This window comes from Chitinophaga chungangae (assembly GCF_017742215.1).
GTDB lineage: Bacteria > Bacteroidota > Bacteroidia > Chitinophagales > Chitinophagaceae > Chitinophaga > Chitinophaga chungangae.
Map to the genome: position 1 here is coordinate 1,744,135 of NZ_JAGHKP010000001.1, position 26,155 is coordinate 1,770,289.

The following is a 26,155-nucleotide window of genomic DNA, read 5'->3' on the forward strand; positions in this document are numbered from 1 at the left end:
AGCACCACGAACCGTTCGAAGGCGTTGGAATTGGTCGCGTCTAGCCCGTGCAGTTTGTACGCGGTGCCGAAACGGCCGCTGTATTTGCCGCCGATGCGGTATTTTCCGGACGAGGAGCAACGGCTGCCCGGCTGGTTGGAGAACGCCACGGTTTCCACCCGGTTATCCGGCCCCTGGCCATGGCAAACGGCGGGAACGGGCGGCCTGTCGCGCACCGGTTTTTTTTTCTTCACAGGCGGCGAGCAGGAGCAATGCAGGGATAAAATAACAAAGCGTGCGCATGGATTACAAAACGCAAAATACTTTTCTTTCCATAAATCAAAAAGCATGTTGTACGAAGCACAGGCAAGGGCGGAAATGGAAACCTGGCAGCTGAAAATGCAAAAAGCGCCTTCGTTTACCGACCGGCTCAGCAAAAACGTGCAGGCCCGCATCAACCGGCTGATCCCGCAGAAAGTGCACAACGCCATCACCGTTACCATCAAACAGATGGTGAGGGGCGTGCTTTACGGTTCCGCCTATACGGCGCCGCGCACGCCGGTGTTCCCCTCGTTCTTCGGGCTGGAGGAAGCGGTGCGCCGGCGGATCGATTTTTATAAAAAGACCGCCGCTGCCGAAGGCGGCGTTACCGGCGCGGGCGGCCTGCTGCTGGGCTTGGCCGATTTCCCCATCCTGCTCGGCATGAAACTCAAGCTGCTTTTCGATATCGCGGCGTTTTACGGTTTTGATGTGAACGATTACAAAGAAAGGGTATACATCCTCAATATTTTCCAGCTGGCTTTCAGCAGCCAGCAGCACCGGCGTAAAGTGTTTGAGCAGATCAGGGACTGGGACCGCAAAAGCAAGGAACTGCCCGAAGACATCAACGCTTTCGACTGGCAAACGTTCCAGATCGAGTACCGCGACCATATCGACCTGGCAAAAATGGGTCAGCTGCTGCCCGTGGTGGGCGCGGCGGTGGGCCTGGTGGTGAATTACCGGCTGGTAGACAGGCTGGGCGTTACCGCGATGAATGCTTACCGTATGCGGATTCTGGGAAAATGACCCGTTCCCCCGTTTTATAATTTCCCCCCAATGCCCGAACTTTGGCGCAGGTTATGAAAGTTTGTATCGCGGAAAAGCCCAGCGTGGCAAGAGACATTGCGGAAGTATTGGGCGCTAAAACAAGAAAAGACGGCTATTATGAAGGCAACGGCTTCCAGGTTACCTGGACGTTCGGGCACTTCTGCACGCTAAAGGAACCGCATGACTATTACGAATACTGGAAATACTGGCGGCTGGAAGACCTGCCTATGATCCCGTCTCATTTCGGCATCAAACTCATCGAAAACAAGGGCGTGGAAAAACAGTTCAAAGTGATCGAGGAACTGGTGAACCGGTCTGAAGAAGTGATCAACTGCGGCGACGCCGGGCAGGAAGGAGAGTTGATCCAGCGATGGGTACTGCTGAAAGCCAAATGCGCCGCGCCGGTGAAACGCCTCTGGATCTCCTCCCTCACGGAAGAGGCCATCCGCAACGGTTTCAGCCAGCTGCGCGAAAGCGCTCAATACGATAACCTGTACGCCGCCGGCAGCGCCCGCGCCATCGGGGACTGGTTGCTGGGCATGAACGCCACGCGGCTCTTCACGAAAAAATTTGCGCAGGGAAAAGCCGTGCTTTCCATCGGCAGGGTGCAAACGCCCACGCTCGCCATGATCGTGGCGCGGCAGAAAGAGATCAACGCTTTTGTGTCCGCCGAATACTGGGAACTGAAAACCATCTACAAAAAAACGGAGTTCACCGCCGCCATCGACCGCATCGTGCAGGTGGAACGCGCGGAGAAAGGACTGGCCTACCTGAAGGAACATCCTTTCGAGATCACTTCGTTCGAAAAAAAGGAAGGCAAAGAAGGCAATCCCCGCCTGTTCGACCTCACGGCCCTGCAGGTGGAGGCCAATAAAAAATACGGCTACTCGGCGGACGAAACGCTCAAACACATCCAGAACCTCTACGAAAAAAAACTGGTCACTTACCCGCGTGTAGATACCACGTACCTTTCGGAAGACCTTCACCCGAAGATCGAAGGCATTCTCAAAGACATGACGCCTTACGCCAACCTCATCGCGCCCATTCTTCAGAAGCCCATCCCAAAGCTCAAATCCGTATTCGACGATAAAAAAGTGACGGACCACCACGCCATCATTCCCACCGGCATGTACCCCGAAAACCTGCACCTCGACGAAAAACGGATCTACGATCTGGTGGCCCGGCGTTTTATCGCGGCGTTTTACCCGGAGTGTAAAATTTCCAACACTACCGTGCTGGGAAAAGTAGGCCAGGTGGAGTTTAAAGCCACGGGCAAACAAATTCTCGAGCCCGGCTGGAAAGAAGTGTACGCCAACGATGCGCCCGCGCAAAAGGAAGGAGAGGAGCCGGAAGAAGCGGAAAAAATACTGCCCGTGTTTGAAGTGGGGGAAAGCGGCCCGCACGAGCCGCGTATTCACAAAGGCAAAACTTCGCCGCCCAAACCCTACACGGAAGCCACTTTGCTGCGCGCCATGGAAACGGCGGGCAAACAGGTGGAAGACGAAGAGATGCGCGAGTTGCTAAAAGACAATGGCATCGGCCGCCCCTCCACCCGCGCCAACATCATCGAAACCCTGTTCCGCAGGAAATACATCGAGAAAAAAAAGAAGAACATTTTTGCCACGCAAACCGGCATCGACCTGATAGACACTATTCAGAACGAACTGCTCAAAAGCCCGGAACTGACGGGCAACTGGGAACGCAAGCTGCGCCTGATCGAAAAAGGCGAATATGCAATGGAAACCTTCAAGCAGGAATTAATTCAGATGGTGGTAGACCTCACGCACGAAGTAAAGAACAACACCGGCAAAGCCATTACCATCACGCCGGAAGCGCCGCCGGAAAAGGACGAAACACCCAAACCCAAAACGCCGAAGAAACCCGTTGAGCTGGAAGGAATATTATGCCCCAAATGCAAAACCCATCCCGTCAAAAAAGGCAACACGGCCTATGGTTGCGGCAATTTCACGGTGTGCGGTTTCAAAATACCGTTCGAGGTATTCGGTAAAAAACTCAGCGACAAACAATTATCCGATCTGCTTACAAAAGGCAAAACCGGCAAGATCAAAGGGCTGAAGCTGGAAAACAGCGAAGTGGAAGGAAAGATCGTGCTGAATGAAACGTTCGGCATAACGGTAGAACAATAGCTCAGCCGATCCGTTTGTAATACAGCACAGTGCCGGTAAGCCCGCCATGCGGCTTTAACGCGAAGTCCGGGATGAGCCCCGCTTTTTCATACTGCATTTTTTCATACAACCCCGCGGCGCCTTCCTCTTCGGCGGTGTCGAGCGTGAGCAGGGTTTTGCCGCGCGCCGCCGCGATCTTTTCCGCGGCTTCCAGCAGCGAGCGCGCAATGCCTTGCCCGCGGCGGCTTACGCGCGTCATCATTTTCGCGATCTCCGCGCGGTGCGGCTGGTTGTCCGGGCAATTGAGCAGCAAAGTGACGGTGCCCGCCAGTTCTTCGCCGAGATATGCGCCCAATACCACTCGTTCCCCGCGATCGGCTGCCGCCAGGGAATTTTCCCAGAACGCAACGGCTTTTTCTTCAGGCAAAGGATGCATAAAACTGACGGAACCGCCGTGCGCGACGGTTTCGATGATCAGCTCCGCCAATGCGGCGGTAATGTCCGGCTGGCGGCGAAGGGCGGTGATGCGGATGGGCGAATGCATACGCCGAAGATAATCAATTCCGCGCTTGCTCAGGCCCGGTGGCCGCGCGTTTGGGCGCTGAGCACTTTTTCCGCCGCTTCCAGTAATGAGGGCAGCGGCCGGTAGCCCTTTATGACCAGGCCTTCGCCGTTTGCCGATTGCAAAACCATGGAGGGGAAACGGTGAATGCCCCGGTAAGCGGTCTCCTGGAGATCGGCCCGGAACGATTCGAGGCCGTTCCCGGCCTCCAGGTCTTTTATAAACACACCTGCGTCCAATAATCCTTCTGCCGCCACTTCACCGGCAACGGCCAGTAATATTTCTTTTTTGGCGATATTCCTGCAATCGGCCATCACGGCCTTTCGCAGGGCATACAGGTAAACTTCTTCCGCATCCGGCGACTGCAATGCGGCGCATTTCACGGCCAGGCACGCGGGGTAGCTGGATGCGGGCGGATCGGCTATCCAGATCCGTTCGTTGATTGGCTGGCCCGAAGCATATTTCGCGTCGAGCCATACCGGTCCCATCTGAATGGGACGCGATACATGCTGCTCGGGATCGTGATAATGCTGCCAGTCCTGCAAAAGCCCGCCCATACAATACCTTCGGCTCACGCGGCCTTCATGCGACGCGAGCAGCTGCCGCCACGCGGGCTCCATAGCCCAGCTCCAGCAGCAAAGCGGATCTGTGTAATAAGTAATATGCAGTTGCGTTTGTTCCATATTTTATTTCGTGTTGGCGTCTACCGCGCTCTGGCTCCATTGTTGCTCCCCTGGGGGAACGGCGCTTTTTATCTCCGTGCTTTTTTCCTGGCTGAACGCAACGTCCCTGTCCATTACGTCGTCTATCGTCCTCGCAGTGCCTTTCGGCTCGCAGTTCAGCAGCCCGTTGGTTTCAAGTATGTGTTTCACCGGGTCGTTGATGTATTGCCAGGTTTCCCCGAGCTGTGAGCTTTCTCCTTCGTTCCAGGGGCCACGTACGGCGGAGCCGTTGCTCATGTTGAAATACAGGTTGCTGTAACGCGGGTCGCTCTGCAGCACGGCGGGCGGGAAGTTAGGCTGAATGCTGTCCAGCGCGGCCTCGAACATCTGGAAGTGCGCCACTTCACGCGTCATCAGGAACATCAGCGTTTCCCTCACCGCCGGGTCATCCGTGAACTGGAGAAGATATTCGTACGTCACTTTGGCGCGCGATTCGGCGGCAATGTCCGACCGGAGGTCTACCGTAAGGTCGCCATTGCAGTCGCCGTTGATGTAAGCGGCCGTCCACGGCACGCCCTGGCTGTTAGTGATGGCCGGCCCGCCGCCGCTGGATGTCAGGAATTGCGGAGACATCATGGCCTGGTGAATAAAGTTATCCTTGTTCGCCTTGCCGTCCAGCAATTGCATGATCTCGGAATTGTCCGCCGCGTTCTTCAGCTCCCCGTTGATGCCCGTCAGCAGCATCTGGATCGTGGCGCCCACGATCTCAAGATGACTGAACTCTTCCGTGGCGATGTCCATCAACAGGTCGTATTTGTCAGGATGCGGGTGCCTTGCACCAAACGCCTGCGTGAAATAACGCATGGCGGCGGCGAGCTCGCCGTTGGCGCCGCCGAATTGTTCCAGCAGCAATGCGGCGAACCGGGGATCTGGCTTCGATACTCTTGCATTGAACTGAAGTTCTTTTACATGGTAGAACATAACAAAGGTTTTTTATGGTGATCGGAATCGTTTGCCTACAATCAGTCTCAACAAGTATTCCATTCACCAATAACCCTCCGGGTCCCTGTAATAGCCCCGGTTTCCGGCAATCCGGATTTTTGCATGGTAGACAAATCGCCCCTTCAGCATTAGCGTCCGCATCAATGTGATGCGCCCGTTCCTCACTTCCTGTGGCTTTAGCAGGATTTATGAAAAGCACAAAAACATCTCAACAGCCACAACAGGAGGATGATCTGAACATCCGTAAGGAAGGAGAACAGGAGAACGAAGGTGCCTTCAACGAAAACGCGCCGGTAGAGGACGACGGATCGCCGGTGCTGGATGAGGAAGATCTTGAGGAAAACAGCCTGTCTGAAGAAGAAGCAGATAATATAGAACGGGAAGGCGGTCAGCCGCGGGAAAGCCAGGGCTGACGGCGGAATCGCAAACACAGGCAGCGCATACGTCGCTGCCTGTGTTGTTTTTATATTGTTATGGCACTATCAATTTCACTGTCACCGGCTTCGATTGCCCGCCGAAAATATCCGTGATGCTTACGCGTGCCGCGTATTCTCCCTTCGCCAGTTCGGTTTTTACCCGCGCGCTGCGTTGCTGCGGAAGCGTTCCTTCCGCTGTTTGCAACACCGTTCCGTCTTTTGCCAGGATCTCCACTTTCGAGGCGAATTGCGGGCTTTTCGCGGGGTTGATGAGCCAGTTCACCGTTACTGAATCCTTGCTGTACACAGCTGTTACGGAAGCCACCGCGCCGATGGTGAGCTGCGGCCGGTCGCCCTGGCCGGCCTGTTCGGGCAGATCTACCCTGCGGCCTTCTCCGAAATTGGGGCCGGGGCGCACATCGCCGCCGTGTTCCATGAAATAAGCATCTTCTTTAGCACTGTAACCGGCATTGAAACTGCGGTCGTACCGGCCGTTGCGGCGCGCGTCGTTGTCGTTGGCGCTGAACCAGCGGGCGGCGGATTTTTCCCATTCGCCTTTTACGTTCAGGTTCCAGCAGTCCTTAAACCAGGCTTTACGCACGAAACGCCCGTCCCATCGGGGATCCTCGCCCACCCAGTTTTCCAGGAAAGCGCCGGAGCGCGGGCCGAGAAAGATCTCCCTTGCGGGTATCTGCAGCGTGGAAGTATGGAACCATACGCCCGTGCGCAGGTTCTGCACGAACGTGGCGATGTATTGTTCATTGCCCTGCTTCCAGCATTTGATCACGAAGTTGTACCAGGTATTAAGCTCCCAGTTGTAAGGATTGATGGTCTTGGCGCCATCGCCCTCGCCGCCGAAGCGGCTGTATTTCGTTTTATCGCCGGCATAGGCCAGTTTGGCGAATACGCCGCCCGCCGTGTTCGGGTCCCACTGCGATGCGATCAGGATCTTCGATGCGCCGGAAGAGCTGTCTGGCGTTTGCTGCAGCCCCGCGTAGCCGCCGGCCCAGTTGAACACGGAAAAATAAGTGGTGTAGGCGGAAGCGGTGATCTTCACTTTCTGCATCTTCAGCTGCGCGTCAGACGCGAAATTATACCGCAGGTGCTGCGATGGCGCGGCGTTGCTTTTCTGCGCCCGCGCGGCGGTACAAAAGGAAAGGGAAAGGAACAACAAAGAGTATACGAATCGTTTCATACGGGATATTTACGACCCAAGCTATGGCCGCGCGCGGGCATTTGCCAATCCGGCCGTGTATTTTGACAGTGCGGTGATGAAAGCCGCGGCCGTCGGCGGAGCTATTGTCCGCCCGATCACCATCTTTTACGTTTCGTACATGAACGCGCACCGCGGCCAGCTCAGCCGTACGTTCCGCGCCCTGCCCGGGATCATTTTCCAGGTGGCGGTCAGTTATTTTTTGATGAAACGAGCGGGGAAATAAATTTATTCAGCGGCTACTTTGTACGAAGGGTCTTCCATCACGTTCACCTCGATAACGGAAGAGGCGTTGTGCAGCAAACGCCTGCAATCTTCGCTGAGATGGCGCAAATGCAATGTTTTTCCCGCGGCGCGGTATTTTTCCGTCAGTTTGTTCAGCGCTTCGATGCCAGACATATCCGCCACGCGGCTTTCCCTGAAATCGATGATCACTTCCGCCGGGTCGCCCGCCACATCGAACTTTTCGGTGAACGCGGTGACGGAGCCGAAGAACAGCGGGCCGTAGATCTCGTAATGTTTAACGCCCGCATCGTCTGTATATTTCCGCGCGCGGATGCGTTTGGCGCTTTCCCATGCAAATACCAGCGCGCTGATCACTACGCCGATCAGCACGGCCAGCGCGAGATTGTGCAGCCAAATAGTGATCACCGCCACCAGTATGCCGGTGATCACGTCCTGCTTCGGCATTTTGTTGATGATCCTGAAACTGCCCCATTCAAAAGTGCCGATGGCCACCATCATCATCACGCCTACCAGCGCCGCCATGGGCAACCGTTCTATCACCGGCGCGCCCACCAGCACCACCGCCAGTATCGTGAGCGCGGCAATAATGCCGCTCAGTCTCGCCCTCGCGCCGGCGGAAAGGTTCACGAACGTTTGCGCGATCATCGCGCAGCCGCCCATGCCGGAAAAGAAACCGTTGAGGATGTTGGCGCCGCCCTGGGCCACGCATTCCCTGTTGCCGCGGCCGCGGTTGCCGGTGATGTCGTCTACCAGGTTCAGCGTGAGCAGGCTTTCGGTAAGGCCCACGCCGGCCATGATCAACGCGTAGGGAAATATGGTCTGCAGCGTGTCGAAGCTCAGCGGTATGTTGGGCAAATGGAAGGGCGGAAAGCCGCCGCTGACGGACGCAATATCTTTCACGGTTTTGGTATCGATGCCGAAGCCCTGCACCACGGCGAATATCACCACGATCGCGGCGAGCGAAGCGGGCACGGCTTTGGTGATGCGCGGGAACAGCAAAATGACGCCGATGGTAAGCGCCACCAGTCCCGCCATGGTCCACAAGGCAGGTCCAGACAGCCAGGAGCCGTCCGCCAGCCTGAACTGCCGGAACTGCGAACTGAAAATGATCACTGCGAGCCCGTTCACAAAACCGTACATCACGGGCTGCGGCACCAGGCGGATGAATTTCCCGAGCCTGAACACGCCCACCGCGATCTGCAGCAGCCCCGCCAGCGCCACCGCCGCAAACACATATTCCAACCCGTGCGAGCGCATCAGCGCCATTAGGACAATCACCGTAGCGCCCGCCCCGCCAGACACCATGCCCGGCCTGCCGCCGAAAATGGCCGTCACAATGCCCATGATAAAAGCCGCGTACAAGCCCGTTAACGGCGGGAAACCCGCCAGTATGGCGAAAGACAGCGATTCGGGCATCATCGTCATGGCTACGGTGAGCCCGGCCAGTATTTCGTTTTTATAATTGACTTTCTGCGAGAGGTCGAACAGGTTCAGGTATGCTTTCATCGCGCGCAAAACTAAACATATTATTCCCATTATGGCACAGCTTTGGCACGGGTTGGGTATGCTCACGCTGTTCGACATACCGCTCGATTACCCGCCCGGGTTCCTGTATTTCCCCGGCTTCATCTCCGAAAAGGAAGAAACCTCGCTGGTGGAGACCATTGCAGCGCTGGAGCTGCATACGTTTATGTTCCAGGGGTATGCCGCGAAAAGGAAAACTGCCAGTTTCGGTTTCGATTACAGCTTTAAAGACAAACATCTCAAAAAGGGCAGGCCCATTCCCGAAACGTTCAGCTGGCTGATCGAAAAAGTGGCGCGGGCGGCGCAGGTGTCGCCGGAGGAAGTGCTGGAGCTGCTGGTCACGGAATACCCGCCGGGCGCGGTGATCAACTGGCACCGCGACGCTCCGCCGTTCAACATGGTGGCCGGTATTTCATTGCTTTCAGATTGCAGCTTCCGTTTACGGCCGCACGAAGAAAAACGCCCGCTGTTTTCTTTTCCCGTAGAGCGGCGCTCGTTGTATATCATGGCGGGCGAAGCGCGCGCTTTGTGGCAGCACAGCATTGCGCCGGTACAACAGTTGCGGTACTCCATCACATTACGCACCGTTAAAAACAGTGAAAATGATTAACCTGCGATACCTGGCGCCGTTTTCCCTGGCAGCGTTGCTGTTTTGCGCCGCCTGTTCCACCGCAAAAAGAGGGCTTTTTGTGAAAAGAACTCCACACGAGCAATATGCGAGCAGCCTTACTTCGGGCGGACTGAAAGAAACGGCTTTGGGCAGCGCCTGGTTTGCCGCGGCAGACAAAGCCCTGGCGCGCCCGCTTTCCATCACGCTGCCTTACCGCGAAACCGGTTATTTCCCTGCCGAAAAACCCGCCGCGGCCGGGTATGCGTTCGCCGTTCGCCGTGGTGAAAAGATCGTGGTGCGGGTGAGCGTACAGCCGCCCGGGAATATTTTGCTGTTTACGGAACTTTGGCAGCCGGCGGAAAACAATACTTCATCTTTTATTGCATCGGCCGATACGCTTACCCGTGTGCTCGAGCACGAGGTGACCCGCGACGGCAGGCTGGTGCTCCGCCTGCAACCCGAGTTGCTGAAAGGCGCGGAATACACCGTGTCTGTCACCACTGCCGCCAGCCTGGCTTTTCCCGTAAGCGGGGGCACCGCATCGAAGATCGGCAGTTTCTGGGGCGACAGCCGCGACCATGGCGCGCGCAGTCATGAAGGAGTAGACATCTTCGGGAAATTCCGCACGCCGGTAGTGGCCGCGGCAGACGGTTTTGTTACGCGGGCCGGGGAAAACAACCTGGGTGGAAAAGTGGTGTTCATGCAGCCGGAACAGAAAGATTACACGCTGTATTACGCGCACCTCGACGAGCAATTGGTGTCTGCCGGCCAGCGTGTGTCCACCGGCGATACGCTCGGCCTGATGGGCAATACCGGTAATGCCCGCAATACACCTACCCATTTGCATTTCGGTATTTACACCAGCGGCGGCGCGGTAGACCCGCTGCCTTTTATCCGTTCATTCAAATCGGAAGCGCCCGCCGTAACCGCTTCGCTCGACTTGCTGAACGATATGGCGCGCACGGCCACGGCCGCATCGCTTCGTGAAACGCCTGAAAAGAACGGCGCCGTGGCGGTGAAACTGCCCGCCAATCATGTGTTGCGGGTGAGGGCCGTTTACCGTGGCTGGTACCGGGTAGAATTGCCCGATCAGCGGGAAGGCTTTATCGAAAGTTCGGCGGTAACGGGCAAATCTTACCGCAACCGAAAGGCGAAAGACACGCTGCGCCTGCTGGACATGCCGTCCACTGTAGCGGGCGTGAAAACATTGGTCCCCGAAGGCGGGAACATCACCGTGCTGGGCACTTTCAACGGTTTTCAACTGGTAAAGGCAGGGGAAAATGAAGGTTGGGTGGAAGAATGAAAAAGAAAGAGAAATTTCCTGCGGGTTCAGGGCTTCAACCGGGAAAGGGCAGGGAAAATGAAGAGTAGATAAAAAAATAAACAAAGGAAAATTTCTTCATTGGTTTTCAACTGGAAAGCAAGGAAAATGAAAATTGGGTAGAAGAATAAAACTGGCGGAAACAAAAAAAGTTCTTAAAACAAACTGCTCTGCACCGCGGTGGGTATGGCCGACCGCTTTTTCTTCGCCGCCTGCAAAACAGGCAGGGGCAAAGGGGAGGCAACCAGTTCTCCGGGAAATACTTCGTATACTTTCGAAGCTTCATAACGGGAAGCTACGGCCACGTGTACGGTGCCTGCGTGCCGGGAGAAGATCTCCTGCACCAGCGCCGGATCGTTGTTGTCGCGGGAAAGATGGGAGAGCAGCAGCACCTGCATGCCGTCCGGCCGGTGTTGCCTGAACAGGTCCAGCGCCTGCTGGTTGGAAAGATGCCCCTGGCCGCCACGGATGCGGTTCTTCAGGAACACGGGATACCGCCCTTTCTCCAGCATGTCCGTATCGTAATTCGCTTCGAGAAAAGCCGCATGGCATTGGCGGAAATGATGCACCAGCTGATCGCAGCACTGCCCGATGTCGGTGAACACACCGATGGACACGCCGTTGCCGCTTACCAAAAAACTGTGCGGATCGCTGGCGTCGTGGTGTTTTACGAACGCGGTCACCTGCAATTGCCCGACCGTTACCGGCTGCTGCGGGCCGAAAGGAATGCCTTTCAGTTGCATCCGGCTGTGGTGGAGGGTTTGCTCGGTAATGTACACGGGCAGCCCGTACTTTTTCGCCAGTACCGGCACGCCGCTGATATGATCGGTATGTTCGTGGGAAATAAAAATGGCTTTTACTGTGCTCATCGTCAGGCCGAGGCAGCGCATCCGGCGCTCTACTTCGCGGCAGGAAATACCCACGTCGATCAGAACGGCCTCTCCGGCGTTCCCGACGTAATAACAGTTCCCGTTACTGCCTGAATTTAAAGATGTGATGAACAACGACATACGATCTGCAAAGAAACAGATTTTAATTCACATCGTAGGGGATGGAAACCAGCATTTCTATCCGGCCTTCCGGGAGAGAGGTAAGCTCGAACCGGCCTTCGTGCAGCTCCGCCACGTAGCCAATCAGGCTGCAGATGCGCTGGTCGAGGAAGGCCTGGAGGCTCTCCTGGCCGATGCCGGGGATGGAAGAGGAAAGGGAACGGTCGTTGGCATTGGCGAGGTACACGCCTTTGAGCTCCACTGCATCCTTGCCGAAAATAACGTCGAGCCGGGGCGTTTCTTTTGCGTCCGCATTGCGCTGCATGCGGAAAAGCATGTTGAGCAGCAACTGTTTTACCAGGAATTCGTCCACATAAGCCACTTCACGGTTGCTGTCCGCCTGGAAATGCACCCATTTGGAGAACAGCGGCGCATACCGGTCGTCTTCCACCACGTTTTTCAGCAGCCGCACGATCTGCGTGGGGCTGCGTTTGGCAGTCAGCGATTTATTGAGGATATGCTGGATAATACGCACGTTCTGTAAGAGAAACTCGAGCTCGATTACCTGCAGTTTGATCGCAGCCGCCTGCCTGTTGATCTTTTCGCCGCTTTTTTCGAGGCTGAACTGCCCTGAGCCATACAGTTCGATCAGTTCAACGCTGGATAAAATTCCTGAAAGTATAGACCTGATTTCATGGAATACATCTTCGATAAGACCCTTATTTTCAGGAAATTTACTAGCTCCCGTAGAAGAAATCATTATGCAACCCTTGTTTTTATGTATTCAGTTTTTAAATAAGCCGCTATCGTACGGCGGTTAACGTGTTTTTTAAAATTACAATATTTTGATTATAACCCTTCATTTTTTATCACCGCATCGCCGAGTTTGGTAAGAACGGACGCATCGGGCAATGAGCGGGAAAGCGCATCAAGATGGCGCTGGTGATGCGCGTCCGTTCCCGTGAACTGCACCAGTCCCGCATTCACCAGCTGCGTCGCCATTTTTTGCACGCGTGTGCCGTAATACCCGTGCAGCGACAATAAATTCACCTGTAACATTACGCCCGCTTCCTGCAGCTCATGATAAAAATCCAATTGCCCGTGCAGGTACGTGTACCGCTCGGGATGCGCGAGTATCGGCTCGTAACCCGCCATTTTCATGTTGAAGAAAACGGAACGGTAAGTAACGGGCAATGCAAGAAAAGGAAATTCCACCAGCACGTATTTGCTGTTGATGGTGAGCAGCGGCGTTTTGTCTTCCAGCAATGATTCAAAATAATCGTCTACCAGGTATTCGGCCGCCGCATCCAGCTCCACGTCGATGCCGGCCCGTTCGGTTTCGGCGCGCACCGCATCCAGCGCGGGAAGGATGGTGTCCGCATCGTTGTACCACACGCCGGACATGATGTGCGGCGTGGTAATCAGCCGCGTATAACCCAGTTCCCGCAATTGCCGGATGAGCGAAAGCGAATCGTTCATGTCCTTCGCGCCGTCGTCCAGCCCGGGAAGCAGGTGCGAATGCATGTCCTGCCGGTTTGTATCAGAATGCATTTTTTTCTCCTTTTATGGTGTTGGCCACCGTTAAGAATATGATGCGGAGGTCCAGGTAAACAGACCAGTGCTCCATGTACCAGATGTCGTGCTCCACGCGTTTGCGCAGCTGGTTCTCTTCCGTGATCTCCCCGCGGAAGCCGTTTACCTGCGCCCATCCGCTGATGCCCGGTTTCAGGTAATGGCGGATCATGTATTGCTGGATGATGCGGGAGTATTCTTCGGTATGTTTCAGCATGTGCGGCCTCGGCCCGATGATGGACATATCGCCGGCCAGCACGTTGAGGAATTGCGGGATCTCGTCGAGGTTCGTTTTGCGGAGGATGCGCCCGACGCGCGTAAACCGTTTGTCGTTGCGCGTGGCCTGTTTGGCGTTGGCGTCTTTGTTCACGTACATGCTGCGCAGCTTCAGGCAGCGGAACGTTTTGTTGTTGCGCCCCGTGCGGTGCTGTACGAAAAATACCGGCCCTTTCGATTCCAGTTTGATCAGCAGCGCCAGCAGCGGAATGAGCCAGCTGAGCAGGAAAATGGCGACCAGCCCGCTGAAAACCAGGTCGAACAAACGTTTCCTGATCTGGTTCGCCAGGTCGTCCAGCGGTTCGGAGCGGAGCGAAATAACGGGGATGTTGTTGAAATAGTCCACGTAGATCTGCCGGTTCACGAACATTTTAAAATCGGGCACAAAACGGAAATGGATGAAATGCTGCTCGGCTTCGTACGCCAGCGTATAGAGATACGGGTTTTCTTCCGGCGAAAGGGTGGAGTAGATCTCGCGGATGTTGTTGTCTTTCGCGTAAGGCACGCATTCCTTGAGGCTGCCGATCACGGGGTAATACGACAGCTCGTTCACTTTGTTGTATTCCTCGAAATACCCTTCGAACTTGAGGTTGCTTTTTTCCGTCACCAGGTTGTCCGCCAGTTTTTTCGACATTTCGTTGTACCCGAGTATCACCATTTTCCTTTCCACGTCTTTACTTTTGAGGATGGAATTGGTGACCCAGAAAAAGAGGAGCCTGTTCAGCGCTACCAGTACCGAGAAAAGAATGCAGTACATGATCACGAAAAATCGGGAGTACAGTTCGCCGTACAGGAAAAGGAACAGCAGCAGCGCGAGCAGGTAAAACACCATGGCCTGCACGGTTTTTCGCGCCATTCTTTCGTAGCTCAGCTGCTGCGTGAGCCCGTAAATGCCCGTGGTGTACAGGCTGATGGCCCAGGCTACGTTAGACACGAGCAGGAAAGCGTCCGCGCCGTTGTGTACCTGCAGGTCGTACTGGCGTAGCCCGAAGCCCGCTACAAAAAATATAGCGTTGAGCCAGATAAAATCCAGCACGATGATTTGTATGAGACTGATCTTGAGATAACGGCTTAACATGTTTTCAGATTCAGATTACGATGAACGACAATTTCTTCGAACCGGCCCATTACGCCGGAAATGGCAAGATGTTCGGCGGCATAAGCGCGCGCGTTGCTGGTAATGCCCGCGTTACCGCCGCCCACGGCCAGCGCCACGCCTTCGTTGAGCGCCTGCTGGTCTTCGGCCTTCACCAGGATGCCCATCTGGTATTTATCTACCAGCGCATGCAGCCCCGATCCCGGGTTGGCGGTTACCAGCGCCAGTCCGCCCACGGCCAGTATGGTGCTGAGTTTGGAAGGCATCACGAGGTCGGAGGCCCCGGCTTTCTGGATCACGAGATGCACGTCGGCCATGTTGAGAAAACGGTTGAACCGCTCGAACGGCTGGATGGGATAAAACACCACGTTTTCCAGTTCCATTTCCGCCGCCAGCGCTTCCAGTTTCGATTTGTAAGGCCCGGAGCCGCATATCACGAACCGCAGGTCCGGCCGGTTGCGCATGGCTTTCGCCGTGTGCAGGATCGATTCCAGCCCCTGTTTTTCGCCGATGGCGCCGGAGTAAAGGATCACTTTGTCCGCCGCCGAAAAGCCGTATTCCTGTTTTAAGTTTTCTTTTTCATCTACCGGGAAAAACAGCGAAGTGTCCACCCAGTTCGGGAAAAACTGCACGGGCTTCGGTATCTTCTGACCGATGCGCTGCATCATGCCGTCGGAGATGCTGCTTACCACGTCCGCCCGTTTCAGGATAAATTTTTCCAGTCCGAACAGCATGTTGATCAGCCGCGGAGAACGGATCATCTCCAGGTCGCGCGCGGCTTCTATCTGCAGGTCCTGTATATGGTAAAGGAATTGCGCGCCGCGCAGTTTTTTGTACAGCACGGCCAGCAGCCCCAGTTGGAACGAAGGCGCCACGGTGATCACGATATCGTGTTTTTTCGATGGCAGCAGCTGCAATAATTTGAAGAAGGCGGATACGGAGAACGACAGGTCCAGCAATATTCTTTTTTTGCCGGTGGGCTGCGCCGGCACGTATTGCGGGCAGCGGTGGACCTTCAGTTTCCCGTTGTGGCTCACTTCTTTTTTATACCAGCGTTTGCTGCGGTCGTAAGGTTTTTGCACTTCCCATTGCGGGTAGTAAGGGTAGGAGGTGATCACGGTGCATTGATATCCGTTCTCCACCAGCCAGTTGATCATTTCCCCGTTATATTTTCCGATGCCGGTGGGCTCAGGGGAGAAGTTCCCGCCGATCAGCAATACTCTTTTAGACATTTGTTTTCATCGTTCTTTTTCGCACAAAAGCGGCGGGATTGCCGGCGTATATCTGCCAGGGCGCCAGGTCTTTCGTTGCGACGGATTTTACGGTTAAGATGGAATGCGAGCCGCAGGAAACGCCCGGGCACACAATGGATTCCGCGCCGATCCACACGCCGTCTTCCAGCCTGATCCTGCCCAGGCGGTACGGAAAGTCCGCCTGCGTGTAATCGTGGTTGCCGGTGAGCAGCAGCGCGCCCTGCGAGATGCATACGTGGCTGCCGATGTGCACGTCTTCCAGGTTGTCTATCCATACGGATTCCCCGATCCAGCAATGGTCGCCGATGCGGAGCCGCCAGGGATTTTTAATGCGCACTTTCGTTTTGATCACCAGCCCTTTGCCCACTTTTGCGCCGAAAAGGCGCAGCAGGCCGGCTTTCAGGCCCATCGGCCAGGGAATGGCGCTGTTCAGCACATAATAATTCACAAAGTACCAGCTAAGCACTTTCCATTTCGGGCCGGCTTTGTAACCGCCGGTGCTGAATGCGGACAGATCGGTCGTCGTTTCCATCAGATGGCGATATTATAATCGGTTCGTAACAGTTCGATCAGTTTTTCCCTCCGGGTGTCTCCCTTCAGTTTTTCCTCGAATTCTCTCATGTTCACGTCTACCAGCAGCCGGTACCAGTACCCCTGCATAAAATGGAAGATGAACCCTTTGTAACCGTCCAGGAAACCGAAACGCAGGAAATAACGGAAGAAAAAATATAGGCTGGCGCGCGCGCCGGGCGACAGCGAAGCGTAGACCTTTTCTTTCAGGTAACGTTTGCGTTTGGCCTGCGAGCTTTCGTTTTGCAGCAGCCTGCCGTCGCTGTCCAGGAAGCCGTATTTGATGTTCAGCAGGTCCACCATTTCGCGGATGGCGTAATTGTTATGTTTGTTCACCCACCAGTGGATCGAGTTCAGGTTATGGTCTACGATATGCTCGCGCAGCATCGTGGTGCCGTCGCCGGACAGTACGATATGCTCGTCCATCCAGCGTTGCTCGATGCTGCCCGCGCCGTTGCGCCAGATGCGCAGCAGGGTGTGCGGGTAAAAGCCGCCATAGCGGATCCATTTGCCTTTGAACAATACTTTCCGGCGGATGTAAATACCGGTGATGTTATCGGCGATCTTCGCTTCGTTGATCTCCTTTACCAGTGCGGGTTCCAGGTATTCGTCCGCGTCCATGCGCATTACCCAGGGATTTTGAATGCTGCAATTGTCCAGCGCCCACTGGAACTGCACGGCGTAGTTCACCCATTTGTTGCGGAAGATGCGCGCGCCGTACGATTCCGCGATGGCCACGGTGTCGTCGGTAGACCCGGCGTCGATGATGCAGATGTCGTCGCTTACCTGCCGCATGCTTTCCAGGCAGCGGCCGATATGTTTTTGTTCGTTGTATGTTAAAATGATCACCGTGATCTTCATGATGCTTGTTTTTTGACGGATTGGCGGTACATGGAAACGTAGTCGCTGGCCAGCCGTTTTTCGTTGAAATCTTCCTGCACCTGCACGATGGCTGCTTCGTTGATGCGGGCGCGCGCCGCATGGTCGTTGTAGGCGGCGGTTAGTTTGTTCACCACTTCGTCCACATGATCGATGCCGGTTACCCAGCCCAGGTTGTTCCGCCGTACGTATGGTGCCAGGCCCACATGTTCGCTTACCAGCACCGGCGTGCCCACGGCAAGGCTTTCCAGCACTACCATCGCGAAATTTTCATTGTGAGAGGTCAGCGCGAAAAGGTCCGATCCCGCGAGGAATGAGAATTTTTCTTCCTTGTCTTTCCACCCCGCCCATTCCACTTTTTCTTCCAGCCCCAGTTGCGCGATCAAACGGCGCAGTTCTTCGAGATAAGCCGCGTCGCCGTCTCCGGCGATCTGCAGGCGGAAAGGGAAATCCACTTTGGAAAGTGCCAGCAGCAGGATGTCCAGCCCTTTTTTGGGATGGATGCGGGAAAAAAAGCTGATGGTGAACACCTCGTTTGGTTTCCGGGCGTAACTGCCTTCGGGGAGGCTCACGAGATTGTAGATGATCTCGTTGTCCCACCCGTTGTGGATGCGCAGGCAATCGTCCCGCTCCATATCTGAAGTGGTGTGCAGGTACGTGCGGCGCAACAGGTGTTTGCCGAGTATGTTGTGCAGTATTTTTTTTGACAGTTTGTTTTTGTGGTTGAACACGAAATCGCACAATACGCCGCGCGGGCTCAGCACGGGGCGGATGCCTTTCATGGAGCAGATGAGCGAAGCGCCCATTACCAAAAAGTTCCACCAGCTGTGGATGTGCACTACGTCGTAATCTTTGGCGGTGGCCCAGGTGCTGCCCCACAAGCTGGGCGATACATGCGTATGGTCTTTGGTGATGCGCGGGAAATATTTTACTTCCACGCCGTTCACCACCTGTGTTTCTTTAATTGGCACGTTCAGCTCCTGTTCGCCATTGGCGGTGGTGGTGTATACCATCACGCGATGGCCCAGGTTCGCCAGCCCTTCCGCCAGCCTCGATACGCTGATGATAGGGCCGCCGTAGATATAGGCGGGTTTGTAAGAAGGGACGATAAACAGAATTTTCATGTCAGAATTTATTTCCTTTATAGGTTAACTTTTGATAGATGCCTTTTACGTTGCGGGCTTTGGCGTACAGTTCGTAAATGTATTTCCTGAAATTCGCGGCGGGCAGGTCCAGGTCCTGCAGCATGCGGTGATGTTCCGCCTGCATATTGCCCGTTACGGATACGGAAAACGATCCGCCGTGCAGCCGGTATTCGCCCAGGGGGCGCGGTACGTAGCCTTTCCGCACGGTGGGGTCCAGGCAAACGGACAGCAGGAATTTGGAATCCGCCGAATATTTCAGGCTTTTATCGAAGCCGCAGTGTTTGTCGTAAATGCGCCGCGTCCAGAAGGAGCTTTGCTGCGCGAACGGCACGCGCCGCAATTGCCGGATGGCCTGCCAGCCCAGCGGCACGGCTTTGTAGGAAAAGATCACCGCGCCCTGTTCGTTGATGTAGTTCACGTCGCCGAACACCAGGTCGCACTGTTTTTTCTCGAAGGTTTTTACAACTTCTTCCAGTGTATATGGCAACAGGCGGTCGTCTGCATTGATGTAGCAGAGATATTCGCCGGTCGCTTTGTCGAAACCCTTGCGCAGGGCGTCGTACATGCCTTCGTCTTTTTCCGAGATCACTACGTCTATCAGCCCTTTATGCCGGTTCACGATCTCCATGGTGCTGTCTGTGCTTGCGCCGTCTACCACGATGATCTCGAAGTTGCGGTAATGCTGGTTAAAGATGCTGTCCAGCGTTTCTTTGATGTATTCCTGTCCGTTGTATACCGGTATGACTATTGAAACCAGTGCTGACATATATTTTATTTCCGGGTTAATGGGTAATTGTCCTGAATTTTTTGATCACGGCCGGGTTGCCCGCCACGATGGCGTATTCCGGCACGTCTTTCGTTACTACCGCGCCCGCGGCGATAATGGAATGCGAGCCGATGCGGATGCCGGGGAGGATGGTCACGCGGGTGCCGATCCATACGTCGTTGCCGATCACCACGGGCCTGCGGGGGGTGTTGCCCTGCTCGCGCATGGGAATGTCCGTACGTTCAAAGTTGTGCCCGCCGGAAAGGATCGTTACTTCCGGGCCGAACATCACATCGTCGCCGATGATGGTGTCGTTGCCAATCCAGCAGTCTACGTTCAGGCCGGTGTAGTTGCCGATCACGACGTTGGCACCGCTGCCGAAACGCACGTTGCGGCTTACTTTGATGTTTTTACCCGCGCTGAGGAATATTTTCGACGCCAGCCAGGTGCGGAAGGGCAGGGCCAGCACGCCCAGCGGCCGCGGCGGGTCCGGCAGCCAGCTGGCGATGCTGTAATAGAGGTACAGCAAAAAACTTTTGTACAGGGGAGTTTTGGAACGCCGGAGAAAATACAGCGGGTTATCGCGGTACATTTTTACTTTTCCCGTTTTGGCGTCTACCTTTTCCTGGAATAATTGTTCTGTTGTCATGTTTTGCTACAATTTATGCATGAGCGGGAATGCCATAAGGTGGGTCTTCCTCTTCGGCTTCCAGAACCAGTCCGTAATAATTGTTCATGATAATGGCCGCCAGGCCCGGGATGTACAGCCGCAAATGCTGGAAGGGCGAGAACAGGAAGGTCCAGATCAGCCCAATGAAGATCAATACCAGCACGGGGTACAGCGCCAGGTCCTGACCGTTTCGGATGATGTAAAGGCCCATCTTCACGATCATCCAGAACAGGTACAGCACGGCGAGAAAACCGCCGATGCCCCAGTTCACCCAGGCGCCCATCAGCACGGAGTGGCTGGGCACCAGGTGCGTGTCCTGCCGGGCACGGTCGGTGTCCAGGTCTTCGTTGTGGTACATCAGCAATATCATGTAATATTTGAGCGATTTGTCTTCCGCCCAGCTGCCGTGCCCGAAGAAGGGTTTGTCTGCAATGGCCGCGCCCGCCGCAAATGTTTCCGCGCGGCCGGTAGCCAGCAACTCCAGCGGGTTGTACGGGTTGGCCAGCCGCCCGATCTGCGTGCGCGAGTGTTCCCCGCCGATCTCCCCGTCCAGCACGGAACGCACGTAAAACATGTACGCGCCCTGGAACAGCACGGCGAACAGGATGCCGAACAGCACGATCTTCGAACGCGAGATGCGCACGTTGTTGTTCATGAAATATGTGATCAGCGCGCCGATAAAAAATATCACGCCGGTTGAGCGGCTGTCGAACGCAAAACAGAGCAAACTGCAGCCGATCAGCACGGCGAGCGCCATTTTCAGCTCGCCGCGTTTGTAGAGCTGGTATACCACCAGGTACATGGCCATGGTGAGAATGGGCGCTATCTTGAATTTGAAATAACTCATATCCGAATCCACGATATCGTCCGTGTAAATGATGTTCTTGATCATGGTCATGAACAGGAAGAACAGGATGGTGGAAGTGTCGTTGAGGGTTTTGAACAGCACCACGAAAGTCAGCAGGGCGATCACCGTGGCGGCCCACCCGCGCAGGTAATTCTGCGGCGTGTTGTGCACCACCAGCAGGTCCGTCACCACCTGGAAAAAAAGCAATACCAGCAGGGCCACGAGTATTTTTTTGAGATACGGGTAGGTTTTCAGGTCGTCCGGCCGGAAGGTGAACGGCGCGGCCAGCACTACCAGCAGTTCGCTGAGCCACAGCTGCCCCACGAGGTTCACCTTGATTGTGCTGAGCATGGTGTACAGGAACACGCCTGCTTTTTTGATATTCATTCTGCTGCCAGTTGATGGGTGACCACCGGCGCTTTCTGCGCGGCGAAATGAAGGATATGCTGAAGGCGGCGGCTGTTTACGCCGGCGCTGTACTCTTTCAGGAAATCTTCCCGCAGCAGCCCGCCCAGCTGGCCTTTCCCCGAAAAGGAGGAAATGGCTTTCCGGAACGATGCGGGCGTATTGGCCACGATAAAATTGTCGCTTACCACGCCTTCCACGCCTTTAGCCGTGCCGATCACCGGCGTGCCGAGCGCCATGGCCTCCAGGCATTTCAGCCGCGTACCGCTGCCGTGCAGCAAAGGGATCAGCACGCCCGCCGCCTGCGCGATGTAAGGTTTGATGTCGGGCACTTTGCCGATGGCTTTGATGTTTTTCCATTCGGTGGCGCCTTTCAGCTGCTGCAATGCTTCTTTAGAATGCCTGCCTACCAGCTGCAGCTCGAACTTCGAGGCCAGCTCTTCGTCCCACACCTGTTCCACCAGCCACTTCAGGCCCTCGTAATTCATGTACATGGAAAAGTTCGCGGTCATGGCCAGCACGCGCGGGTTCCTTTCTTCCTGTACGTCGTAATCGTTTTCGTCGAGGAAGTTGGGCACGACGAATATTTTTTTCGGGTCGATAAAACGGGCGTGATATTGTTTGTCAGGTTCGCTCACGGTCATGACGGCCGCCGCCTGCGGGAAAAACCTTTGCTCGTGCGTTCTTTCGAGGTTCACCAGCTGGCTGCGCCGCAGTTTCTGCACGAGGCCGTTCGCCGGTTTCTGCTGCGTATGCTCGGCCTGTGCGTTGTGCGTGCCGAGTATCACCGGAATGCGGCCGGCGCTGAACCAGGGAATGTACTGGCCCACGAAGCCGTAATCGAGTATCGCCACGTCGATATGAACGCTGCTGCAGATCTCCACGAACCGCCGGATCACGGAAGGCTGCTGCCGGAAGTAAAATTTGCCCGTAAGCCGGTCCGCCACCGTCAGCGGCGCGGGGTTGTCCGTATATATAGTTACCCCGGAGATGGCGTATTCCTCCAGGTTTACGTTCTCCTTGTTGCCGATAATGGCATGGACGTTGTGCCCGAGGGCGGCCAGTGCTTTCAGCAGGTAACAGCTCCTGATCTTTTCCCCGCCGTTTTGCGGAAAGGGTGATATGGTGGTGAAGAATAAAATGTTCATGGTCAGTTTGCGTTTAATACCGGGCTTTTCCGGGTAATTTTCGCCAGTGCCTTGCCCGTCATGTCCGTCAGTTTTTGTAATTCATATGGAGAAAGGCCGAAGAAACGGATCATCAGGCCGAGAGAGAACACGGCGAGAAACCCGGTAACGGCCAGGCGGGCGAACCCCTCGTCCATCAGGTAAGAAGGCGCCAGCGCTATACAGGCGGCGACGCCCACGGGCAGCAGCGAATGCCATACCACGTTCACGAGAAAACTGCGCACCGGTATGCCGGTGAGCCGTTTGGCCGCCAGCATGCGGTACGCCGCAATAGCGCATTCGATGAAGAGGCTCAGCGTAAGTACCGCGGCGGGAGGGAAGCCCGCCTGCAGCAGCAGGTACGCGCCGGGAATGTTGAGCAGCAGCAGGCCGAACAGCACCAGCTGGAAGGTTTTGATCCGCCCCACGGCCTGCACGGCCATCTGCAGCCCGCCGGAAAGCTGGTACACGAGCGAGCCCGCGATGATCAGCCGGCAAAATGCGACCGTATGGTCCGGGTAATTTTTTAACCAGATATGAAGGATGTAAGGCATTTCGATAATGGCCGGTATCGCAAAAAAGCTCAGCAGGTAAAACGCGAATTTACAGGCCATGAGGCTCAGCATCATCATACGCTCGCGGTTGCCGCTGCCTTCGCTTTTTACCAGCTGCGGGTTCAGCGCCTGCAGCATGGTTACGGCGAAATAACTCAGCTGCGCGTTCACCTGGTTGGCGATCGCGAAAGCGGCGTTGATGACGGTGCCGAAAAAGACGTTGAGCACCATGGCGATGCCCTGCGTTTTGGCGATCACGCCGGAAGCGCCTACCATGGCCCATCCGGAGTAGGAGAACATTTCCCTGAGCAGCTTTCGGTCGAAATATTTCACGCTGATGCGGCTTTCTTTGTACCGCGCGGTGCAGTAGCTCCATTTGAATAGCAAAAGCAACACCAGCAGCAGGGCAAGACCGGCGGAATAAAATATCAGCTTGTCCCCGCCCAGGTACGCCAGGCTTACCGCCAGCCCCAGTTTCACGAGCGATTCCACGATGCCCAGTACCGCCAGCAGCAGCATGTTCTCGTGGGTGTTGATCATCGCGTCGTAAGGAACGGACACGATCGTGAAAAACGCGCTGGCCGTCATAAAATGAAAGATGGTGTGCGCCGCTGTTACACGGTCTGCCGGGATGTTCAGCACATGGCCGAACAGATAGATACCTGATAACTCCAGCAATCCGACTACCGTTACGCTTATGAAGAGGTGCAGCCAGATGCCGGAGTTAAATGCTTTTTTGAGTTGCAGCAGGTCGCCCGAGCCGAGGAAAAACGACATATACCGTTGTGTGCTGAGCGTCATGGAACTGTTCAGGAAACTGAGCATGGCCACAATGCCCGCCACCAGGTTGAATATCCCGTAATCCACGGCTCCCAGGCCGTTTAATACAAGGCGCGTTGCATACAATGCGATCAGCATCGTGATCAGCATCTTTCCATACAGGAACCCCGTATTTAAAACTACTCTGTTTGCTGCCTGCATACGTTAACCCATCAGGTGTTCAAATTGTGCGACATCTTTTTTACGGAACAGCTCCACATCGCATGCTACCATTTCACGCACCAGTTCCTGCAGGTCGTATTTCGGTTCCCAGCCCAGTTTAGTTTTGGATTTGGTCGGGTCGCCAATGAGCAGGTCCACTTCGGTGGGGCGGAAATATTTCGGGTCTACCGCCACTACTTCTTTGCCAATGGGCAGGATGTAGTCTTTGTTGCGACAGGCGGTTACCACGGCGGTTTCGCTGGCGCCTTCGCCGATAAATTCCAGTTCGATGCCCAGCTCGTCGAAGGTCATGCGCACGAAGTCGCGCACGCGAGTGGTTACGCCGGTGGCGATCACGTAATCGTCCGGCTGGTCTTGCTGCAGGATGCGCCACATGGCTTCCACGTAATCTTTGGCGTGGCCCCAGTCGCGCTGCGCGTCGAGGTTACCGAGGTATAATTTGTCCTGCAGGCCGAGCACGATGGCGGCGGCCGCGCGGGTGATTTTACGGGTTACGAAAGTTTCTCCGCGCAGCGGGCTTTCGTGGTTGAACAAAATGCCGTTGCAGGCGTACATGCCGTAAGCCTCGCGGTAGTTCACCGTGATCCAGTAGGCGTAGAGTTTGGCTACGGCGTACGGGCTGCGGGGGTAGAACGGGGTGGTTTCGCGCTGGGGCACTTCCTGTACAAGACCATACAGCTCTGAAGTGCTGGCCTGGTACACGCGGCATTTCTGTTCCATTTTCAGGATGCGCAATGCTTCCAGGATGCGCAGGGTGCCGATGCCGTCCGCATTGGCGGTGTATTCCGGCGTATCGAAGCTCACGCGCACATGGCTCATGGCGGCGAGATTGTAGATCTCGTCCGGCTGCGTTTCCTGGATGATGCGGATGAGGTTGGTACTGTCGGTCATGTCGCCGTAATGAAGGCGGAAACGTACGTCCTCACTGTGCGGGTCCTGGTACAGGTGGTCGATCCTTTCTGTGTTGATGAGGGATGCGCGGCGTTTGATGCCGTGCACCATATATCCTTTTTCAAGCAGCAGCTCGGCGAGGTAAGCGCCGTCCTGCCCGTTTACACCTGTTATTAAAGCTGTTTTCATTTTTTGCTGTTTTAGTTATTTATATCGCGTTGATGAGTGAGAATTGTTTTTTGACGAAATCGCTGTAAGCGAGGTGGATGCCGGTTTGCAGGTCTATGTTGTGTTTCCAGCCAAGGTCGTGCAGGCGGCTTACGTCCAGCAGTTTGCGGGGCGTGCCGTCCGGCTTCGAGCTGTCGAACAGAATTTCGCCTTCGTAATGGGTCACGGCTTTTACCGTTTCAGCCAGCTCGCGGATGGTCAGGTCTTCGCCGGTACCGATATTGACGGTTTCCTTGCCGTCGTAGTGATGCATGAGGTACACACAGGCGTCCGCCAGGTCGTCTGCATACAAAAATTCGCGGCGCGGCGTACCGGTGCCCCAGACGGTTACGGAAGGTTTGCCGGTGGTGCGCGCTTCGTGGAAGCGGCGGATGAGCGCGGGCAATACGTGCGAATTTTCAGGATGGTAATTGTCGCCGACGCCGTACAGGTTGGTGGGCATGGCGCTGATAAAATTGCTGCCGTACTGATCGCGGTAAGCTTCGCACAGTTTGATGCCGGTGATCTTCGCGATGGCGTACGGTTCGTTGGTGGCTTCGAGGGGGCCGGTCAGCAGGCTGTCTTCCGTGATCGGCTGTGGCGCCATGCGGGGGTAAATGCAGGAGCTTCCGAGGAAGAGCAGTTTGTTCACCTTGTTCTCATGCGCCGCGTGAATGATGTTGGCGGCGATCATCAGGTTATCGTACAGGAATTCCGCGCGGTACGTATTGTTGGCGTGAATGCCGCCTACCTTGGCGGCGGCGAGAAATACGTAATCGGGTTTTTCCGCCCGGAAAAATTCATTCACCGCCTGCTGGTTGCGGAGGTCCAGCTCGCCGGAAGTGCGCAGCAGCAAGTTCTGGTAACCGAGGGAGATGAGTTTCCTTTTGATGGCGCCGCCCACCATTCCGCGGTGGCCGGCGATATAGATCTTATCGGTAAGTTTCATCCGTTTCTATTTATCTTTTTAAAGGCCGGATGGAATCTCGCAGAAGCTGCTCGGTTTCATCCGTTTCTATTTATCTTTTTAAAGGCCGGATGGAATCTCGCAGAAGCTGCTCGGTTTCATCCGTTATTATTTATCTTTTTAAAGGCCGGATGGAATCTCGCAGAAGCTGCT

General features: G+C 55.4%; 25 protein-coding genes and 2 pseudogenes. 6 read left to right on the forward strand and 21 right to left on the reverse strand.

The genetic code is table 11. The features are described 5' to 3' along the window. Window positions 1-32: 32 nt before the first annotated feature. A pseudogene (locus J7I43_RS24920) lies at window positions 33-149 on the reverse strand (murein L,D-transpeptidase catalytic domain-containing protein); the annotation flags it as partial. On the opposite strand from J7I43_RS24920, the gene J7I43_RS07380 reads away from it, so the two are divergent. Beyond that, a complete protein-coding gene (locus tag J7I43_RS07380; RefSeq protein ID WP_317197063.1) occupies window positions 94-1,044 on the forward strand; it encodes an EcsC family protein in 951 nt (316 codons plus the stop codon). The pseudogene J7I43_RS24920 and the gene J7I43_RS07380 overlap by 56 nt on opposite strands. 53 nt (window positions 1,045-1,097) lie before the next feature. Continuing rightward, window positions 1,098-3,212, forward strand: a complete 2,115-nt coding sequence (locus tag J7I43_RS07385; protein WP_209144780.1) for a type IA DNA topoisomerase — start codon at window positions 1,098-1,100, stop codon at window positions 3,210-3,212. A 1-nt stretch (window position 3,213) separates the two neighbouring features. Here J7I43_RS07385 and J7I43_RS07390 read toward each other — a convergent pair whose 3' ends face one another. The 3 genes from J7I43_RS07390 to J7I43_RS07400 are packed head-to-tail and all read right to left on the reverse strand — an operon-like array spanning window position 3,214 to window position 5,396. Continuing rightward, complete coding sequence (locus J7I43_RS07390) at window positions 3,214-3,735, reverse strand: GNAT family N-acetyltransferase (protein ID WP_209144782.1); 522 nt, start codon at window positions 3,733-3,735, stop codon at window positions 3,214-3,216. A 29-nt stretch (window positions 3,736-3,764) separates the two neighbouring features. Continuing rightward, window positions 3,765-4,436 carry a DsbA family protein gene (locus tag J7I43_RS07395; protein WP_209144784.1) on the reverse strand — a complete coding sequence of 224 codons (672 nt, stop codon included), beginning with the start codon at window positions 4,434-4,436 and terminating at the stop codon, window positions 3,765-3,767. A 3-nt stretch (window positions 4,437-4,439) separates the two neighbouring features. After that, window positions 4,440-5,396, reverse strand: a complete 957-nt coding sequence (locus J7I43_RS07400; RefSeq protein ID WP_209144786.1) for a manganese catalase family protein — start codon at window positions 5,394-5,396, stop codon at window positions 4,440-4,442. A gap of 209 nt (window positions 5,397-5,605) precedes the next feature. On the opposite strand from J7I43_RS07400, the gene J7I43_RS07405 reads away from it, so the two are divergent. Continuing rightward, a complete protein-coding gene (locus tag J7I43_RS07405) occupies window positions 5,606-5,830 on the forward strand; it encodes a hypothetical protein (RefSeq protein WP_209144788.1) in 225 nt (74 codons plus the stop codon). A gap of 58 nt (window positions 5,831-5,888) precedes the next feature. Here J7I43_RS07405 and J7I43_RS07410 read toward each other — a convergent pair whose 3' ends face one another. Next, window positions 5,889-7,028, reverse strand: a complete 1,140-nt coding sequence (locus J7I43_RS07410; protein ID WP_209144790.1) for a DUF3472 domain-containing protein — start codon at window positions 7,026-7,028, stop codon at window positions 5,889-5,891. Window positions 7,029-7,083: 55 nt separating this feature from the next. Here J7I43_RS07410 and J7I43_RS07415 point away from each other — a divergent pair, with 55 nt between their 5' ends. After that, on the forward strand, window positions 7,084-7,272 hold the full coding sequence (locus J7I43_RS07415) for a hypothetical protein (RefSeq protein ID WP_209144792.1): 189 nt from the start codon (window positions 7,084-7,086) through the stop codon (window positions 7,270-7,272). Window positions 7,273-7,274: 2 nt separating this feature from the next. Here J7I43_RS07415 and J7I43_RS07420 read toward each other — a convergent pair whose 3' ends face one another. After that, complete coding sequence (locus J7I43_RS07420) at window positions 7,275-8,798, reverse strand: SulP family inorganic anion transporter (protein WP_236023338.1); 1,524 nt, start codon at window positions 8,796-8,798, stop codon at window positions 7,275-7,277. A 31-nt stretch (window positions 8,799-8,829) separates the two neighbouring features. Here J7I43_RS07420 and J7I43_RS07425 point away from each other — a divergent pair, with 31 nt between their 5' ends. Beyond that, window positions 8,830-9,426: an alpha-ketoglutarate-dependent dioxygenase AlkB gene (locus J7I43_RS07425; RefSeq protein ID WP_209144797.1), complete on the forward strand. Its 597-nt coding sequence runs from the start codon at window positions 8,830-8,832 to the stop codon at window positions 9,424-9,426. Beyond that, window positions 9,419-10,729, forward strand: coding sequence for a peptidoglycan DD-metalloendopeptidase family protein (locus J7I43_RS07430; RefSeq protein WP_209144798.1), 1,311 nt, complete (start codon window positions 9,419-9,421; stop codon window positions 10,727-10,729). The genes J7I43_RS07425 and J7I43_RS07430 overlap by 8 nt, the downstream gene beginning before the upstream one ends. Before the next feature lie 173 nt (window positions 10,730-10,902). On the opposite strand, the gene J7I43_RS07435 is transcribed toward J7I43_RS07430, so the two are convergent. The 15 genes and pseudogenes from J7I43_RS07435 to fcl all read right to left on the reverse strand — a co-directional run bounded on the left by J7I43_RS07435 (window position 10,903) and on the right by fcl (window position 25,984). Continuing rightward, entirely contained in the window at window positions 10,903-11,757 is an 855-nt protein-coding gene (locus J7I43_RS07435; protein WP_209144801.1) for an MBL fold metallo-hydrolase, read from the reverse strand. 22 nt (window positions 11,758-11,779) lie between these two features. Then, window positions 11,780-12,496 carry an ATP-binding protein gene (locus J7I43_RS07440; protein ID WP_209144802.1) on the reverse strand — a complete coding sequence of 239 codons (717 nt, stop codon included), beginning with the start codon at window positions 12,494-12,496 and terminating at the stop codon, window positions 11,780-11,782. Window positions 12,497-12,585: 89 nt separating this feature from the next. Continuing rightward, window positions 12,586-13,287, reverse strand: coding sequence for a tyrosine-protein phosphatase (locus tag J7I43_RS07445; RefSeq protein ID WP_209144804.1), 702 nt, complete (start codon window positions 13,285-13,287; stop codon window positions 12,586-12,588). After that, window positions 13,277-14,662: an undecaprenyl-phosphate glucose phosphotransferase gene (locus tag J7I43_RS07450; RefSeq protein WP_209144806.1), complete on the reverse strand. Its 1,386-nt coding sequence runs from the start codon at window positions 14,660-14,662 to the stop codon at window positions 13,277-13,279. The genes J7I43_RS07445 and J7I43_RS07450 overlap by 11 nt, the downstream gene beginning before the upstream one ends. Beyond that, window positions 14,656-15,912 carry a WcaI family glycosyltransferase gene (locus J7I43_RS07455; RefSeq protein ID WP_209144808.1) on the reverse strand — a complete coding sequence of 419 codons (1,257 nt, stop codon included), beginning with the start codon at window positions 15,910-15,912 and terminating at the stop codon, window positions 14,656-14,658. Before J7I43_RS07455 ends, J7I43_RS07450 begins: the two co-directional genes overlap by 7 nt. Next, a complete protein-coding gene (locus J7I43_RS07460) occupies window positions 15,905-16,465 on the reverse strand; it encodes a WcaF family extracellular polysaccharide biosynthesis acetyltransferase (RefSeq protein ID WP_209144811.1) in 561 nt (186 codons plus the stop codon). The genes J7I43_RS07455 and J7I43_RS07460 overlap by 8 nt, the downstream gene beginning before the upstream one ends. Further along, window positions 16,465-17,364, reverse strand: a complete 900-nt coding sequence (locus J7I43_RS07465) for a glycosyltransferase family 2 protein (protein ID WP_209144813.1) — start codon at window positions 17,362-17,364, stop codon at window positions 16,465-16,467. Before J7I43_RS07465 ends, J7I43_RS07460 begins: the two co-directional genes overlap by 1 nt. Beyond that, complete coding sequence (locus J7I43_RS07470) at window positions 17,361-18,506, reverse strand: XrtY-associated glycosyltransferase XYAG1 (RefSeq protein ID WP_209144814.1); 1,146 nt, start codon at window positions 18,504-18,506, stop codon at window positions 17,361-17,363. The genes J7I43_RS07465 and J7I43_RS07470 overlap by 4 nt, the downstream gene beginning before the upstream one ends. 1 nt (window position 18,507) lies before the next feature. Next, complete coding sequence (locus J7I43_RS07475) at window positions 18,508-19,293, reverse strand: glycosyltransferase family 2 protein (RefSeq protein WP_209144816.1); 786 nt, start codon at window positions 19,291-19,293, stop codon at window positions 18,508-18,510. Between the two features lie 52 nt (window positions 19,294-19,345). Continuing rightward, a pseudogene (locus J7I43_RS24990) lies at window positions 19,346-19,483 on the reverse strand (DapH/DapD/GlmU-related protein); the annotation flags it as partial. A 472-nt stretch (window positions 19,484-19,955) separates the two neighbouring features. Beyond that, complete coding sequence (locus J7I43_RS07485) at window positions 19,956-21,197, reverse strand: hypothetical protein (RefSeq protein WP_209144820.1); 1,242 nt, start codon at window positions 21,195-21,197, stop codon at window positions 19,956-19,958. Next, complete coding sequence (locus J7I43_RS07490) at window positions 21,194-22,363, reverse strand: glycosyltransferase (RefSeq protein ID WP_209144822.1); 1,170 nt, start codon at window positions 22,361-22,363, stop codon at window positions 21,194-21,196. The genes J7I43_RS07485 and J7I43_RS07490 overlap by 4 nt, the downstream gene beginning before the upstream one ends. 2 nt (window positions 22,364-22,365) lie before the next feature. Beyond that, window positions 22,366-23,916, reverse strand: coding sequence for an oligosaccharide flippase family protein (locus J7I43_RS07495; RefSeq protein WP_209144824.1), 1,551 nt, complete (start codon window positions 23,914-23,916; stop codon window positions 22,366-22,368). A gap of 3 nt (window positions 23,917-23,919) precedes the next feature. Continuing rightward, window positions 23,920-25,017, reverse strand: a complete 1,098-nt coding sequence (gene gmd, locus J7I43_RS07500) for a GDP-mannose 4,6-dehydratase (RefSeq protein WP_209144826.1) — start codon at window positions 25,015-25,017, stop codon at window positions 23,920-23,922. A 19-nt stretch (window positions 25,018-25,036) separates the two neighbouring features. Beyond that, window positions 25,037-25,984: a GDP-L-fucose synthase gene (gene fcl / locus J7I43_RS07505; RefSeq protein ID WP_209144829.1), complete on the reverse strand. Its 948-nt coding sequence runs from the start codon at window positions 25,982-25,984 to the stop codon at window positions 25,037-25,039. Between the last annotated feature and the right edge of the window lie 171 nt (window positions 25,985-26,155).

What these genes read in the sequence shown, in the direction of transcription:
- J7I43_RS07380 (WP_317197063.1), top strand. Translation starts at nt 94, where the DNA reads ATGCGGTATTTTCCGGACGAGGAGCAACGGCTGCCCGGCTGGTTGGAG.
- J7I43_RS07385 (WP_209144780.1), top strand. Translation starts at nt 1,098, where the DNA reads ATGAAAGTTTGTATCGCGGAAAAGCCCAGCGTGGCAAGAGACATTGCG.
- J7I43_RS07390 (WP_209144782.1), bottom strand. Translation starts at nt 3,735, where the DNA reads ATGCATTCGCCCATCCGCATCACCGCCCTTCGCCGCCAGCCGGACATT.
- J7I43_RS07395 (WP_209144784.1), bottom strand. Translation starts at nt 4,436, where the DNA reads ATGGAACAAACGCAACTGCATATTACTTATTACACAGATCCGCTTTGC.
- J7I43_RS07400 (WP_209144786.1), bottom strand. Translation starts at nt 5,396, where the DNA reads ATGTTCTACCATGTAAAAGAACTTCAGTTCAATGCAAGAGTATCGAAG.
- J7I43_RS07405 (WP_209144788.1), top strand. Translation starts at nt 5,606, where the DNA reads ATGAAAAGCACAAAAACATCTCAACAGCCACAACAGGAGGATGATCTG.
- J7I43_RS07410 (WP_209144790.1), bottom strand. Translation starts at nt 7,028, where the DNA reads ATGAAACGATTCGTATACTCTTTGTTGTTCCTTTCCCTTTCCTTTTGT.
- J7I43_RS07420 (WP_236023338.1), bottom strand. Translation starts at nt 8,798, where the DNA reads ATGAAAGCATACCTGAACCTGTTCGACCTCTCGCAGAAAGTCAATTAT.
- J7I43_RS07425 (WP_209144797.1), top strand. Translation starts at nt 8,830, where the DNA reads ATGGCACAGCTTTGGCACGGGTTGGGTATGCTCACGCTGTTCGACATA.
- J7I43_RS07430 (WP_209144798.1), top strand. Translation starts at nt 9,419, where the DNA reads ATGATTAACCTGCGATACCTGGCGCCGTTTTCCCTGGCAGCGTTGCTG.
- J7I43_RS07435 (WP_209144801.1), bottom strand. Translation starts at nt 11,757, where the DNA reads ATGTCGTTGTTCATCACATCTTTAAATTCAGGCAGTAACGGGAACTGT.
- J7I43_RS07440 (WP_209144802.1), bottom strand. Translation starts at nt 12,496, where the DNA reads ATGATTTCTTCTACGGGAGCTAGTAAATTTCCTGAAAATAAGGGTCTT.
- J7I43_RS07445 (WP_209144804.1), bottom strand. Translation starts at nt 13,287, where the DNA reads ATGCATTCTGATACAAACCGGCAGGACATGCATTCGCACCTGCTTCCC.
- J7I43_RS07450 (WP_209144806.1), bottom strand. Translation starts at nt 14,662, where the DNA reads ATGTTAAGCCGTTATCTCAAGATCAGTCTCATACAAATCATCGTGCTG.
- J7I43_RS07455 (WP_209144808.1), bottom strand. Translation starts at nt 15,912, where the DNA reads ATGTCTAAAAGAGTATTGCTGATCGGCGGGAACTTCTCCCCTGAGCCC.
- J7I43_RS07460 (WP_209144811.1), bottom strand. Translation starts at nt 16,465, where the DNA reads ATGGAAACGACGACCGATCTGTCCGCATTCAGCACCGGCGGTTACAAA.
- J7I43_RS07465 (WP_209144813.1), bottom strand. Translation starts at nt 17,364, where the DNA reads ATGAAGATCACGGTGATCATTTTAACATACAACGAACAAAAACATATC.
- J7I43_RS07470 (WP_209144814.1), bottom strand. Translation starts at nt 18,506, where the DNA reads ATGAAAATTCTGTTTATCGTCCCTTCTTACAAACCCGCCTATATCTAC.
- J7I43_RS07475 (WP_209144816.1), bottom strand. Translation starts at nt 19,293, where the DNA reads ATGTCAGCACTGGTTTCAATAGTCATACCGGTATACAACGGACAGGAA.
- J7I43_RS07485 (WP_209144820.1), bottom strand. Translation starts at nt 21,197, where the DNA reads ATGAATATCAAAAAAGCAGGCGTGTTCCTGTACACCATGCTCAGCACA.
- J7I43_RS07490 (WP_209144822.1), bottom strand. Translation starts at nt 22,363, where the DNA reads ATGAACATTTTATTCTTCACCACCATATCACCCTTTCCGCAAAACGGC.
- J7I43_RS07495 (WP_209144824.1), bottom strand. Translation starts at nt 23,916, where the DNA reads ATGCAGGCAGCAAACAGAGTAGTTTTAAATACGGGGTTCCTGTATGGA.
- gmd (WP_209144826.1), bottom strand. Translation starts at nt 25,017, where the DNA reads ATGAAAACAGCTTTAATAACAGGTGTAAACGGGCAGGACGGCGCTTAC.
- fcl (WP_209144829.1), bottom strand. Translation starts at nt 25,984, where the DNA reads ATGAAACTTACCGATAAGATCTATATCGCCGGCCACCGCGGAATGGTG.